The organism is Citrobacter sp. Cpo065, from assembly GCF_030332805.1.
Taxonomy (GTDB): domain Bacteria; phylum Pseudomonadota; class Gammaproteobacteria; order Enterobacterales; family Enterobacteriaceae; genus Citrobacter; species Citrobacter portucalensis.
In genome coordinates this window covers 663057-678382 of the sequence record NZ_JAOWHC010000034.1, presented here as the reverse complement: position 1 = coordinate 678382, position 15326 = coordinate 663057, and the positions used below count along the sequence as shown (strand labels likewise).

Genomic DNA, 15326 nt, shown 5'->3' with positions numbered 1-15326 from the left:
TCGATTTCTCTAAAAAAAATGATCAGCGTGCCGATACACTGACAGGATATGTCAGCATTTTATATATAATTCATGTCAGGAAAACAGAAAAGTAGGTGCTTATGGCTGATTCAGCAAGGAGTTGCTCAGCAGAACGTTTAGTCGATATCCTAATAGAGCTGCAAACTTGTGGCGTTGTGAATCGCTATCAGTTGATGAAGAAATTTAATATCACTGAACGAACGGTCTATCGTGATCTTAATATGCTTTCCTCCTTTATTGAGGGGTGTGGTGGTGGAGAGTATCGATTGATACCGATTCGCGCGCAGAATAATAGCGCCTATGCCCTTCATGACCCTCTGGCAAAGCTGCTGGACGCCGACGCGGTTTTTCCTGATAGAGATGAGGATTTTTGGCTTAGCTTAGAAAAACGAGCGGTAGAACAGCATGTTAGAGTTCAGTTTGGTCGCCCTGAACATTCAGTCAGAAATGATTTGCGAAAGTATTTTAACTTATTAGAAAAAGCGATTCAGAAAAACAGTGTCTGTCATATTTTATATAAAGACAAAACGCGCACCGTTCACCCTTATAAATTAGTTAACCAGAAAAATATTTGGTATCTGCAGGCGACCGAGGACGGAAAGCTAAAGTCTTTTTCGTTAAGTAAAATTCGGTGGTTGGATATCCGGAAAGAGCATTTTACGGTCGATACACCCACACTGTCATTAATTGATGAGCATCGCGATCCTTGGGTAAGTGAAGAGACGTTTGAGGTGCGGGTGCGTATTAAACACAGCATTGCTGGCTACTTCGCAAGACGAGATTTACTGCCTCAGCAAGAATTAGTGCGTGAAGAGAATGATGGCGTGACTTTGCTTTGCAAGGCAGCCCATCAGAATCAAATTATTCCATTAATTCTATTCTGGTTACCGAATATAGATATTCTGGAACCTGAATGGTTGAAAAAAACGGTCATCAACATACTGCATAACTACATCACTGGCGATCGCGACTCTGTTCCTGTTCTGGAATGTGATGCGTAGCGGGTAACAACGACTTATTGCACAGGAGATTTTTATTTATGGCATTACCTTTCATTATTCTGGGCGTCGCGGCAGCGGCAACGGCGTTTGGTGGCAAAAAAGCTTATGATGGCTACCAGAAAAAATCAGAAGCCGACGATGTTTTAGATCGCGCGCAGCGTCGCTTTGATAAGCATAAAGAGAGCTTTGATCTGGCGAATGAAACAACGTCGAAAAAACTGGCCGAGCTGGGTGAAAAAGAACTGAAGATCGGTAAAGATTTCAATGAATTTAAAACGATTGCCGACGATCTGTTGGCGCGTATGGCTAAGGATGGACATAAAGATCTTCGTCTGAAGGTACCGCAGCACAACATCAATAAAATTCAGAGTCTGGCGATTTCCGCCACGGAATACCTGACGACGGTCGTCGGTGCCGGGGTGTCCGGTGCTGCCGCTGGTTTTGCCGTGTACAGCGGCGTGATGGCGTTTGCCGCAGCGTCTACCGGTACGCCGATTGCCGCCCTGTCTGGTGCGGCGGCGTATAACGCCACAATGGCGGCTATCGGCGGCGGTTCTCTGGCTGCAGGCGGCTGGGGAATGGCGGGCGGTGCGATGGTACTTGGCGGCGCGGTAGTGGCTCCGTTGATTGCTATCGCAGGCTGGGCTTACGATAGCCATGCCGAAAAGGCGCTTAACAATGCTTATCAAAGCTCCCGTGAAGTGACAGCTGCGGTGGAAAAAATGAATGCGGCTGAAGCGCAGCTGACGAAGGTGCAGCAGTATGTAAATAGCATTTATGAATCAATAACCCGTATGCATAGCGTCTTTGTTCAACACTACTTTGAACCGCTGAAAGCGATGCATGCCATCATTGTTGAACGTCATGAGAAGAATATAACCACCGAGATTAGTGAGTCGGAAGAGATCATGGCGATTATCGACCATGGTTATGAATTAGCCGCCATCATGACCGACGTGATCACCACGCCGCTGTTCAAGCCGGTGACGCAGGAAAACGGTGAAGCCGTTATCGAAGATGGCGTGATCCAACTGCAGACCGACAGCAACGGTATGAACCTGCTGAACAAAGAGATTCTGGACGAAAAACTGGCGGTTTCTGCTTCTGAGTTTGACGCATTTTCTTCTCGTATTTAATCGACGCGCCGGGCGAATCTGCCCGGCATTGCTATGGGCGAGCACAATGAACACAGCCAGGTTTGACTGGGGTGAAGAGTTACATCAGACGGTGGTTAAGAGTCTGACCACCTCTTTTGGGTTGGATTTTCTCTTGCTGGAGGATAAACACGGCGGCGATGTGAATACCATTCATAACGCTCGCGAGGGAGTGTATGCCACCGACGCCGAGCGTCAACGGTACGAGCAACGTGAAGGGTATGATTCTCATCATTACCATAGCCACGAAAACTACATTGCCACCAACCGGGCGGGAAAAAAGGCGCACGAGGCCGGTACGTTGACCGATACCTACACCGGTGAGAAATTTGCGGCTAATGATAAAAAGAACCTCGACCATATTATTGCCGCCCATGAAATTCACAACGATCCAGGGCGTATCCTTGCCGAATGCGATGGTGCCGATCTGGCTAATGATTCATCAAATCTGACCTTCACGAATGAGTCGCTGAATAAGGCGAAGAAGGCGAAAACGATGGATGCCTTCGTGCAAACGCTACAAGAACAGCATGCTGTGACCACGCAGGAAATTGCCCGTTTACGCAGCCAACCAACGCTTTCCGAGCAAGAGCAAAAACAGCTGAATAAGCTGGAAAATAAAGCCGCCGCAGATTTTGAACGGATGAAAGAGGCCGACAAAAAGGCGCGGGCAAAATACAACAGTACGATCAATCAGGAATATTATACCAGCAGTAAGTTTGTGAAGAATGTCGCCACCGCCACAATGAACAATGCGTTTCGCATGGGAACGCGGCAGATGTTGGGACTGATTCTGGCAGAGACCTGGTTTGAGTTCCGCGAGCGTATTCCCGTGATGTTTGAGAAGCATCGTCATTCATTCGATGCCGGAGACTTCCTGCAAGATGCGGCGGAGGCATTACGCGCAGTCTGGCAGCGAGTGCAGGGTAAATTCAGCACTTTCCTGACGTCCTTTAAAGACGGAGCCATCGGTGGCGTGCTCTCCAGCATTACGACGACGCTCTTCAATATCTTCTTTACGACTAAGAAGATGATGGTGCGCCTGATTCGTGAGATGTGGAACAATTTGGTACAGGCCTTTAAAGTTATGGTCTTTAACCCCGAAGGCTTAGCGCCGGGGCAGCTCGCTAAAGCGGTAAGCAAGCTGGTGGCTGCGGGTGTGGCCGTGGCTGCTGGTGTGGTGGTTAACGAAGCTTTAGCCAAGATGCTCGTCTTTCCTTTTGGTCCGGAACTGGCCGCTTTCTGCGGTGCGCTGGCGACAGGTATTCTGACGCTGGTAATGAACTACTTCCTGGAACACAGCGCATTGATGAAAAAGGTCTGGGCGTTTCTGGATACGTTTAAAGATAAGTATCAGAAAGCACTAGAGTATTATCAACAGGTGAATGCTGAACTCGATCGTTATCTACTGGAGCTTTCGGCGTTAGAGTTTGCTATTGATACGTCAGCGTTATCGCGTTTCTCGCTGCATCTTAACGCGGTGAACAGTGAAATTGAGCGTGGTTTGTTGCTGCGTGCAGAGGTTGAGCGCCGAAATATTGCGCTACCGTTTGAAGCAGGGAATACCCGCTCTGTACGTAGCTGGTTAAGTAAGCTATGACGCTCACGCCCGCGTTTCCCTGTAACCAGTGTGGCGCTTGTTGTCGCCACGTCGATCGCGCCAGTGAAACGCAGTTTCTTGATCGCGGTGACGGCATTTGTCGTCACTATCAGATGGAGACAAAGCTGTGCGCGATTTATGAAACACGTCCGCTTATTTGCCAGGTAGAAAAGCAGTATCAGCTTAACTACCAACAGCAATATAGCTGGCAGGAGTTTATTACGCTTAATCGTGAAGCGTGTTTAATTCTGGAGAAAATGTAGGGCGGTATGCTTCACGGAGGGGTCAGCGTCAATATGTACTCATTATGGAGTTGGCTCGCTTTCGTAATGCGAAGGTCGTAGGTTCGACTCCTATTATCGGCCATTTAAATCAATGGGTTACAGTTTCTTATTTGCATATAATCTTACTGTTTTCTCTCCCGCGTACTTACTGGCGTACTTATTTAGCATGGCATAGCTGAGTGTCATGTTCCCGTTCTCAAATAAATTCAGACCCTACAAACTATTCCCTTCATAGGCTACTAAAAAGCCAATCCAACAGAAGTATCTAACTGAAAACTCATTGCGTTTACATGAAAGTGGTCAAATGCTTGATATACCTCATTGGACGTCCCATGATCTGTGCCGTACTGTACGGACAGGGCTATCTCGTTTGCAATGTCCAAACGAGGTAGCTGAGGCTATATTGGGGCATATGCGTGGCGGCGTTGAAGGTATTAGGATTTACTGACACATAAAAGTGATGGTGAAAAAATGTTGCCTATCAAATATGCATTTTGAAGTTTTGATACATGCATTCGTTTCTCTGGTTCAGAGCTATCGTAGATGGCTTTAGTAAAAAAATCATCAGGCATTGTGTCAGCTGATTTCTTTCTCAGTCGTGCTTCAGAAAGCCTTACGGTGCCAGAATCTAGCATCACGTATTCAAACGCAATGGTACGCTGGACGCTACTTTTCCCAACGCCATGCTCTCCTGTTTCCGTAACGACACCAGAAAAATCAACCTCACCGGATCCGTCTTTATAAATCTGAACGTATACACTGCCATTGAATTTCACCCCATGAGGTAATTCTGGCATCGAGATCGTCGATACACAGTTGATGCTTATCCCATTATTGGGTGCCCAGTCAGCGATTCCTGTCGCGCGAACAGCAATTGCTGAAATAAACGCAATTGCTGAGACGCTTATCAGTGTTTTTTTCTTATTAATTTTCATGGATATAGATATCCTTGCAACCTGCAAATTTAGTTTGTTCTTTGTTATTCCAGGTGCAGCGGGACAAAAATACGCGTCCTTTTTCACCGTAGGTGTATAGATCGTCAGGCTGGAAGAAGTAGGTCGCACCCTGAATGCACGGAAGGTAAGTGTTTGTTAACAATCTGGCTTTTTCGAGTTTGACGGACATCATTTCTGGGGAGTTGTTATAAAAAGTATACACAGGGCACTGATCAATCTTACCGAGTTTCCAAGTCTTTATAGCTGAAATCATATCAGAAGCACCATTTTGTAATGGGTAAAAGGCTATAACCAGTGAACTCAGCAACAAAGTCATTACCAAAATCCAGATTTTTGCCGATACTTGCGTTTTTTTTATTTGCACCGATGCCTTAACATTTAATGAATTGATTTCACGGTAGTTATCAGTCTCTCTGATAGATATAGAGTCATCAGGAACCAAGAAGCCCACCCGGGGTATAGTCTGAATGACTTCCTGATTACAGCCGAGATCGTGGAGTCCTCTTCGTATAAATGAAATGTACTGGCTCAGAGAGTTATTCGAGGCCTGAAACCCATTCTTATCCCAAACATTAACTAAAAGATCCTCACGGGAAACGACCTTACCTCGTTGCTCAAGCAGGAACGAAAAAATACGATTCGCCGTGATGGAAAGTACAACCGAATTTTCGGGTGATGAAAGACTGGCAAGGACACCATCATCAGTTCTGAATGTTACTTCGTTGTAAATTTGGTAAAGCATATGTGTATTCATCTGCATATGATTGTTCCTCTCTATTTTAGCTGATATTTCACGTTTTGACATTGTGCTCTATCACGCATACGCATTTTGCAGTTAGATATTTTATAAAACCATTTCTTCTATTGCTTTATCAGAATATCTACCTATATGACATGACATTACTTCTATAGATTCCTGGGCAAGGTGTTGTTGTATTATTATTTTCGTCTCAAACCCTCCCAGTAACGAGGCTCTTCGTGAAGGTTCTGTCAATTAATTTTGAGAACATCATGAAGGGCATTATCAGGATTTACTCATGATGGATAGGCAAACATTCATGGTCATCACGCATGATACTTTTCTTCGTCAGTCTATTTTCGCTTTAATGAAACAAATTTGTTGTGAAAATAGAATATGTTTCATTGATGTCGATTCATTTAACTCGCTTGGAGAACTGAATGACACCCTATATCACTTTTCCAAAGAAGATGAAATTCGAACGATTTTGATCTCTCGCGGGTTATGGATCTCTAAGGTTATCTCATCTCAAATTGATTTATCTGTGTATGATGATTTAAACAAATGGCGACACCTTATAACGATAGCTAAACTAAAATCGGTGAGTAATGTAATTGAAAAAATTGAATTCTTCAAGGACTTCAAAGGAATGAGCCAATGTGAAGTTAAAACAATTCAATCACTAAAACTTTCAGAGAGTATTTTCTTGGCTGCAAAAAAATCAGGCGTAAGTTATAAAAACTTTTTGAGAAGTACACTCGCTATTGCAAAGAGGTATAATCTTAAAAACACCGCCAACCTGCACTTCTTTGTTTACAGGTTTAATAAATAGGATTACTCTCAAAAAAGTTTTTCCAGGGTGGTAATCCCCCCTGGAGCTTTTTAATCATGAAGCTATTAGTTAACGACATGCTGAAAATATATATCGATAATATGTACTCACCAGAATGTATCCTTCCGCTAACCAATAAAATGTCGTGTAACACCATTTAAAATTCAGCACGATAATCTTTAAAAATTTATTTTTATAGATGATATATCTATAAATAACGCATTATTCATTATATATACCCTAGAAGAGGGGCGGCAAGTAAAATCACTCACGAAACGCCTGAGCTAAAAATCAGGCACTGATAATTTTGGCCCAAATTCACCTGTGAAGTAATCGCGAAAGAAAATGGGCTGTTAAAAGCGAGTGAGATGATGAACAAAGTATTTAAGGTTATCTGGAGCGTAGCCCGCTCGTGTGCCGTTGTTGTTTCCGAACTGGCACGTGGAAACGTACAATCAAGCAGTTCTTCGCTTATTACGGAAGAACAATATAGCGCAGAATTCCAGAATGCATATGTTTTTCGAATGGCACCTGTCGCTTTATTAATGCTTGCACTTTTTCCAGCGAAATCACAGGCAATAGATTATGTAGTAGACTCCATGACCCCACAAGATGCCATAGAGATAACAGTGAGTGGACGGGATAATACATTGTCAGGTAGCTTTTCGAATGTTTCGTATGGTAATAGTGGTTACACCAATATGACTCTGGGTGAGGCTTATGATAAAGGTCTTCTAGGTACTAATAGTGAGTATGTTAAGAATAACAACATATTTAACATCGGCTCGCAAAGCAAAGTAATTGACTTTATAGATCCAGTTACCGGGAATACGACATCAATAGCGGTCTACGATAATGATGCGATGGTCATTAACTCTCTCGCCGACTTTAATGTTACGATTTCAAATGCCGTGGGTGCTAACGGCCAGTATATAGATCGTAATCTATACAACGTTAATAGTGGAGCCACTCTTGATGTCAATGTTGGAAGTCAGGATGCCAACTGGATTAATGATAGGGAAAACTTATTTAGCGCTGTTTTCAAAAGTTCAAATACGAGTAGCATAAATAAAGCATCAGTTTTTAATGTTTCCAGTGAGTCTGGTGACAAAGCAGAGCTTAATTACCATTCTAAAACAATAGCCCAGTTAGGTAATGATTACAACAATCACAGTGGTGGCACGGCTATTGCGTACCCAGTGATTGACGAATTTACAGGTGAGTTCACCAGCAAACTTGGGCCACAAAATGTGACAAATGTGGAGGAGTTTAAAGCTTACAACGCTGCGTTAATCGCAGCGATTGAAAAAGGTGAGCTCTCAATGACTAGTGCAGAGTACAACGCTGAACTGAATTTGGCGCGAACTACCGGGTCTATCCCTATTTATGCGAATGAGGATGGGATTGCGTCTGATGATGCAGTTAGAGGAACGGTTAATCGTGATACCGTCTCCTACATCCACGGAACCGGCAAAGATGCCGTTATTAACATTGATAAAGACGCTAATCTGCAACTTTTTTGGTCTGATGCATCGCTGGTTAACCTGGAAAATGGTGCAACCTTAATCAATGAGGGCACACTAGGGTCGAATAACAATACGCTTCGTGGGGCCTATGTCGTCGCCGTTCACAGTGGTTCTGTATTTGAGAACAACGGGGTTGTTGATGCAGGGACTAACCCTGACATGGCTGAAAAATTGGGTTCGAGCGCAGCATTAGTCGCAGCAGGCCAGCACACGGCTATCCTGGCAAACGGCACATCCACTGTTAATAACAATGCCACTGGCGTGATTAACCTGGCGACGAGCTCTTCTCAATACAGTAATAAAGGTGTCCTACTCTCTTCGTCTGCGGTGCTGACAAATGATGGCACGATCAATGTCGCATCAACAGCGCAGACGAGTACCACTGGCACACCGGTCACAACAGGTGTTGAGGCCGGCCAGCAATCAACATTCAACCATAACGGCATGTTGTACATTGGCCGGGAGGCTCAACGTGAGGGTTCGGATGCAACTAACGACCTTCGTATTTCGGGAGACTCCATCGGTGTTCTGTTATCAGGCAGTGCGACGTATAACGGAGATGCGGCCTCAAAAATCGTAATAGGTTCTCAGACAACGAACGCAACAGCCATCGTTGTTAAAAATACCGCGACGTTGAATCAAAATGGCACGATAGAGATCAATGGCGAACTGCCTGGCGAATCCTCGATTGCCAACGTGGGGCTCAACGTAAAATCAGGTACCAGTGAAAACCGGGTCGTGAACAAAGGCATTATCAATCAGAACGGGCAAAACAGTATCGGTATTGATGTGGAAGCCGGTGGGAAAATCACGCACGCTGGTGTCATTAACGTCAACTCCGGTATTGATGAGGGTACGCATTACGCTAACTACGGTATCCGGGCAAGCGGTGAGGATGCCCTCGCGGTAGTATCAGGCGAAGTCAATCTCAATGGCGATTATGCCATCGGTGTGCAGGCGCGTGATAAAGGCACTATCACCCTGGTGGATAACGGAACGGTCACTTTCAATGACGGGAGTCACCAGACAGGGTATTACATATACGGTTCTGGATCGTCAATTATCGATAATTCCACGAGTAATCAAACGGTTTCGACGACAGATTCGACGCTTTATCGTGTCGATGGCGGCGCTGCGTTTGATGGCTCCAACACCAATATGTCACAAATGAATGCAACGGGTGATAACTCCACCATTATCCTTACGACGGACGCAGGCAGCAGTTTTAACTCCGGCAAGCTGGCGTTAAGCATTATAGGCGAAGGCTCAACTGGTGTTCGCATTGAAGGCGGCGCGACGGGGACAATCACGGCGGATGCTGATATTGTTAAAGTCGCCGGTAAGGGCACAACGGCGGGCGTTGTTGACGGAAACTACTATGCCCTGGATGGCGAAGTCGTAGACGCCAAAAAAGGTGAGTCGGTATTAACCAGCTATGCCACCCTTGAAACGGCCAACACCGCTGACGGTGCTTTCGGCTATATCGCCCGCAATGGCGGTACGCTAAATCACAAAGGCACCATTGACTTTGATCAGCCTGACAGTACCGGGGTGCTGATTTCCGGCGGTACGCTGAACAATGACGGCGATATTCAGGTGAATGGCGTGGCGGTCAATATTCAGGGCGCAGATTCCGTGGTGAACAATATCGCGACAGTTTCTGCCACCGATGGCACCGCGGCGTATCTGGTCGGGAGCGACGCAACGCTTAACCTGACCGGTGAAGGGCAAACTACCGCTGACGGCACGGCGCACGCCATTCTGTTGGCAAGCGGGGCGAAAGGGCTGGTCGTTGATGGCGCAACCATCACGATGGCTGCGGGCGGCAGCGGTAACGCCATTGAAAACCAGGCCAACCTTGCCGGTATTCAACTCAAAGAGACCCACATTACCGTCGGAAACGGCGTTGGTGTGCATACCGGGGCTTCCATGGATCGGATCAACTCTGGCACCATCAACGTCACTGGCAGCGGCACAGGTATCCTGTTTGAAAACATTGATGGTTCGCAAACCAATCAGACTCTGGATATGTCCGATTCGCGCGACCTGGTCATCAACGTCCAGCAGGCGAGCGGCAAAGGGATCGTCACCAATTCGTCCGCAGACCTGAAAACCGGTGCCAGCGTGAACGTGCTGGACCGCGATGGTGCAGAAGCGCTGGTCGTCGGCGGGACCACGAAAAATATTGAACAGTCGGGCGAACTGACGTCGGTTTCCACCTCGCATGCGGTGGTCGATGCAGATAACGGCTCACTGGAAAGTTTCCTTAATAAAGGGGTGATCCGCGCGCTGGATGCTTCGCAAAAAGCGTTGGAAATCGTCAAAGGTAAGGGTATTGCCTTTACCAATGCCGCGGAAGCCAGCATCACTGGGATGGTGAATTTACTGAGTGGTGACAACACCATCACGCTGGAGTCCGGCAGTACGGCAACGGATATCACCACCGGTGACGGCAGCGATCTCTTCGTGCTGAAAGACATCAAGACGACTGAAACGTCGCTCTTCACCAGCCTGAATGGCGGAGAAGGCGAAGACACGCTCCGGTTGCAGAACGCGCAGTACAGCCTGAACAGTGCCGACGCTATTACCGGCATGGAGCATATCGATCTGACCAGCAACTCGGTGTTTACCGTCAATGACGTCGACTTCGCCCTGGGTGATTCGAAAGATGATGCATCAAATACGGGTTACAGCATCGATGCGAATAGCACGCTGCAACTGAACGCGACCGGCGATCTAGAGTTCAACAGTCACCTATCGGGAACCGGGAGCGTGTCTGTGGATGCGTCCGGCAAGGCGTTTGATTTTACCGCTAACAATGCCGCAGACGGTTTCCAGGGCACGCTTGCGCTGCAAAACAGCACCTATGAATTGACCGGACTGAACACTCAGGCGCTGACTCAGGCGAGGCTGATCGCGGGTGAAGGTAGCATCACGCATGTTGGCAAGGGCGAACAGAATATCGGTGGGCTGGCGTTTAACGGCGGCACGGTGAGCTTCGACGGTGTTACACCGGGCAAAACGCAAGCGGATGGTACGATCCATGCGGGTGAAATGGATCTGAGTGGTCGCGGGACCGTTCAGGTGGATACCGGCAGCGTCAGCAACGCTCGTCCGCTGACGGATACGACGCTCTCCCTGCTTGAACAGGACGACGCGCAGGGATTGATCAAACTGGTCACCTCTGACACCGCTGTGCAGGGTGGTGCGGGCAACCTGACGTTAACCGACAAAGACGGCAACGTTATCAGCGATGGCGTGGTGGCTGACATTGAGCAGAATGGCGACGTGGTGGCCAAAGGCACTTACGATTACCGCCTGACCGGTGGCGAAAACGACGACGGGCTGTATATCAACTACGGGCTGACGCAGGTCGAACTGCTGGCGTCCGGCAGTAACGCACTGGTGCTGGATGCTAACGGTAAAACAGGTAATGCCGCTGACCTCAGCGCCCGCGTCACCGGTTCAGGAGACCTGGCCTTCGACAGTGCCAGAGGCCAGACCGTGTCTCTCTCCAATATGGATAACGACTACACCGGTGTCACCGATGTGCGCAGCGGCAACCTGCTGATGAAGAACAACGACGTGCTGGGGCAGACCAGCGAACTGAGTCTGGCATCTGACACCGGTTTTGATATGAACGGCTACAGTCAGACGGTCGGTAAACTGACTACTACTGTCGATTCTCTGCTGAACATTAATGGTGGCAGCATGACGATTGCGGACGGTGGCGAGGCTAACGGCACTTTAACAGGTAGCGGCGCGCTCAACCTGAATGGCGGAATGCTGACTGTCACGGCTGAAAACAGCACTCTGGCAGCGAAAACCACTATTGCCGAAGGGGCAACGGCGCTGCTGAACTCCACGCTGGGCCTCGGCACCGGCGACATCGTGGCGGCCGGTACGCTGGCGTTAAGCAATGCCGCAGGCGTACTGTACAACGCCATCAGCGATAACGGCAGTGTTGAACTCGCCGACAGCGATGTGGTGCTAGTCGGTAACAACAGCGAGTTTGCCGGAACATTTGATATTGATGCTGCCTCGCAACTGACCGCATCTGTGGCAGAGCATCTGGGCGATGCGGCGGTAAAAAATACTGGTTCACTGGTGCTCAACAGCGCCAGTAACTGGGACCTGAACAACATTGTTTCCGGTGCGGGCAGCGTTACCAAGCTCGGCAGTGGCACCATCACCGTGGGCGAGAATGCCGAGTGGACCGGTGCCACACACATTGAGCAGGGGGGCCTGCAGCTGGGCAGCGAGATTGCTTCAGTGGTGCTGAGCAGCAAGCAGGTCAATATCGCAGAACAGGGAACGTTATCCGGGTTTGGCGGCGTGGCAGGTGATATCAACAACGCTGGTCTGCTTCAGGTTGGCACCGCTGAGAGTATAGGTACGCACACATTTACGGTGGGCGGAAACGTCACCAACAACGGTACGATGGCCACCGGTGTGTCCGGTCAACAAGCCGGTAACCAACTGGTGATTAAGGGTAACTATGCGGGCAACGATGGGCTGCTGTCACTTAACACCGCGCTTGGCGACGATAAATCTGTCACCGATAAGCTGGTTGTGGAAGGTGACACCTCCGGCAACACGTATATCACGGTGACGAATGCCGGTGGCAAAGGGGCGGCAACCACCAACGGTATCGAAGTGATCACCGTTGAGGGGGCGTCCGACGGCGATTTCACTCAGAACGGCCGTATTGTTGCCGGGGCATATGACTACACCCTGAACCGCGGTACCGGCGAGAACAGCAGCAACTGGTATCTGAACAGCAGCAAAACGGACCCGGGCACGGACCCGGGAGATAAGGAAACGCCGGACCTGCGTCCGGAAGGCGGCAGCTACACTGCGAACCTGGCAGCGGCTAACACTCTATTTGTGACCCGTCTGCACGATCGTCTGGGCGAAACGCAGTATATCGACGCCTTAACCGGCGAGCAAAAAGTCACCAGCATGTGGATGCGTCACGTGGGCGGCCACAACAACTGGCGTGATGGCAGCGGGCAGCTCAAAACGCAGAGCAACCGTTACGCCGTTCAACTGGGCGGTGATGTGGCGCAGTGGAGCCAGAGTGGTCTTGACCGCTGGCATCTTGGGCTGATGGCCGGTTACGGCAACGACCACAGCAATACCCACACGTCACGTACGCAGTATGGTTCGAAAGGGTCTGTGAACGGCTATTCCGCCGGGGTTTACTCAACCTGGTATGCCAACGACGAGACGCACAGCGGGCTGTATGTCGATACCTGGGCACAGTACAACTGGTTTAACAACAGCGTGAAGGGTGAAGGTCTGCAGGGCGAATCCTATAAATCGAAAGGGGTGAACGCCTCGGTGGAAACCGGCTACACCTGGAAAATGGGGGAATACCAGACGCGTGAAGGTTCGACCAACGAATGGTATATCCAGCCGCAGGCACAGGCCGTGTGGATGGGCGTGAAAGCCGACGATCACCGTGAAAGCAACGGCACCCGCATCACCAGCAGCGGTGACGGTAATGTGCAAACGCGTCTTGGTGTGAAAACCTGGATCAAAGGCCACAGCCAGCTCGATAACGGTAAAGCGCGTGAGTTCCAGCCGTTTGCCGAAGTTAATTGGCTGCACAATACCCGTGATTTCAGCACCCGGATGGACGGCGTTAACGTCAGCCAGGCCGGAACGAAAAACCTGGGTGAGGTGAAAGTGGGTGTCGAAGGGCAGGTCAGTCCACGTTTCAACCTGTGGGGCAATGTCGGCGTGCAGGTGGGTGATAAAGGCTATAATGACAGTGCGGCAATGATCGGCGCGAAATGGAACTTCTGATAATCGTCTCCTGACCTTTTTGCCAGGCAACCAGTGGTTTGCCTGGCAATCCTGCTGGTTGGACTGACCCCACGCTCGTAGACAAATTCTTTCCTCACGACGGGGCCTGTTCAATAAGTTGAGACATTATGAAATGAAAAATCCACGCAATTGCGTGGATTTTATAGGGTTTATTCATTTTCATGAGATTCGTTGCAACCTCATGAGACAACACATTTTATTTAGACGTTGAACAGGAAGTTCATGATATCGCCATCTTTGACGATATAGTCCTTACCTTCGGCACGCATTTTCCCAGCTTCTTTCGCACCTTGCTCACCTTTATAGGTGATGAAATCTTCAAACGCGATGGTTTGTGCGCGGATAAAGCCTTTCTCGAAGTCGGTATGGATTTTACCGGCTGCCTGCGGAGCCGTGGCACCGACAGGAATGGTCCATGCACGGACTTCTTTCACGCCAGCGGTGAAGTAGGTCTGCAGGTTCAGCAATTCGTAGCCAGCACGGATAACGCGGTTCAGGCCCGGCTCTTCCAGACCCATTTCAGCCATGAATTCTTCACGGTCAGCATCATCGAGTTCTGCGATGTCAGCTTCAACGGCTGCGCAAACGGCAACCACAACAGAACCTTCGGCAGCCGCGATTTCGCGCACTTTATCGAGGTACGGGTTATTTTCAAAACCGTCTTCGTTGACGTTGGCGATGTACATTGTTGGCTTCAGCGTCAGGAAGCTCAGGTATTTGATGGCCGCTTTGTCTTCGTCAGTCAGCGTTTTCAATGCGCGCAGCATGCCAGCGTTTTCCAGCTGTGGCAGGCATTTTTCCAGCGCAGCCAGTTCTGCTTTAGCGTCTTTGTCGCCGCCTTTGGCCTTCTTCTGCACGCGATGGATAGCGCGCTCACAGGTGTCGAGGTCGGACAACGCCAGCTCGGTATTGATAACTTCAATGTCGTCAGCCGGATCCACTTTGTTATTAACGTGGATGATGTTGTCGTTTTCAAAGCAACGCACCACGTGGCCGATAGCTTCGGTTTCACGGATGTTGGTCAGGAACTGGTTACCCAGACCTTCACCTTTGGACGCGCCTTTTACCAGACCGGCGATGTCGACGAATTCCATCGTTGTTGGCAGGATACGCTGCGGTTTGACGATTTCGGCCAGCTGATCCAGACGCGGATCGGGCATCGGGACAACACCGGTGTTCGGCTCGATAGTACAGAACGGGAAGTTTGCCGCTTCAATACCCGCTTTTGTGAGCGCGTTGAACAGGGTGGATTTGCCTACGTTTGGCAAACCGACGATACCGCATTTGAATCCCATGTTTAAATCACCTTAATCTTTTAATATTCAACCTGTTATGGAAAACAGATTGTAGAAATGTAAATAACTTTGCCTATTATACACAG

Annotated in this window: 9 protein-coding genes, 1 tRNA gene and 1 pseudogene; 8 read left to right on the top strand and 3 right to left on the bottom strand. The window is 48.8% G+C overall.

Annotated features, from left to right (window positions below; translation table 11 throughout):
- Positions 1–101: 101 nt before the first annotated feature.
- The 6 genes and pseudogenes from OGY68_RS19325 to OGY68_RS19300 form a co-directional block, all read left to right on the top strand.
- A complete protein-coding gene (locus OGY68_RS19325) occupies positions 102–1022 on the top strand; it encodes a helix-turn-helix transcriptional regulator (protein ID WP_286617323.1) in 921 nt (306 codons plus the stop codon).
- A gap of 38 nt (positions 1023–1060) precedes the next feature.
- On the top strand, positions 1061–2158 hold the full coding sequence (locus OGY68_RS19320) for a hypothetical protein (protein ID WP_048216231.1): 1098 nt from the start codon (positions 1061–1063) through the stop codon (positions 2156–2158).
- A gap of 46 nt (positions 2159–2204) precedes the next feature.
- Positions 2205–3776 (top strand): hypothetical protein, encoded by a 1572-nt coding sequence (locus tag OGY68_RS19315; RefSeq protein ID WP_057066754.1) that lies wholly within the window; start codon positions 2205–2207, stop codon positions 3774–3776.
- Positions 3773–4039 (top strand): YkgJ family cysteine cluster protein, encoded by a 267-nt coding sequence (locus OGY68_RS19310; RefSeq protein ID WP_048235250.1) that lies wholly within the window; start codon positions 3773–3775, stop codon positions 4037–4039. Before OGY68_RS19315 ends, OGY68_RS19310 begins: the two co-directional genes overlap by 4 nt.
- Positions 4040–4142 (top strand) — tRNA-Thr (locus OGY68_RS19305).
- 153 nt (positions 4143–4295) lie between these two features.
- Positions 4296–4496: pseudogene (locus OGY68_RS19300) on the top strand (tyrosine-type recombinase/integrase); the annotation flags it as partial.
- Here OGY68_RS19300 and OGY68_RS19295 read toward each other — a convergent pair.
- On the bottom strand, positions 4495–4857 hold the full coding sequence (locus OGY68_RS19295; RefSeq protein WP_133158642.1) for a FidL-like protein: 363 nt from the start codon (positions 4855–4857) through the stop codon (positions 4495–4497). The pseudogene OGY68_RS19300 and the gene OGY68_RS19295 sit on opposite strands and share 2 nt — an antisense overlap.
- 127 nt (positions 4858–4984) lie before the next feature.
- Positions 4985–5776, bottom strand: coding sequence for a winged helix-turn-helix domain-containing protein (locus OGY68_RS19290; protein ID WP_231504598.1), 792 nt, complete (start codon positions 5774–5776; stop codon positions 4985–4987).
- 277 nt (positions 5777–6053) lie between these two features.
- Between OGY68_RS19290 and OGY68_RS19285 the strand changes: the two genes are divergently transcribed.
- Positions 6054–6587, top strand: a complete 534-nt coding sequence (locus tag OGY68_RS19285; protein ID WP_048216235.1) for a hypothetical protein — start codon at positions 6054–6056, stop codon at positions 6585–6587.
- A gap of 371 nt (positions 6588–6958) precedes the next feature.
- Positions 6959–13924 carry an autotransporter outer membrane beta-barrel domain-containing protein gene (locus OGY68_RS19280; protein ID WP_286617465.1) on the top strand — a complete coding sequence of 2322 codons (6966 nt, stop codon included), beginning with the start codon at positions 6959–6961 and terminating at the stop codon, positions 13922–13924.
- A gap of 221 nt (positions 13925–14145) precedes the next feature.
- Here OGY68_RS19280 and ychF read toward each other — a convergent pair whose 3' ends face one another.
- The gene (ychF, locus tag OGY68_RS19275; RefSeq protein ID WP_003020818.1) at positions 14146–15240 is read right to left on the bottom strand and encodes a redox-regulated ATPase YchF; all 1095 of its coding nucleotides are present in this window, start codon (positions 15238–15240) and stop codon (positions 14146–14148) included.
- Between the last annotated feature and the right edge of the window lie 86 nt (positions 15241–15326).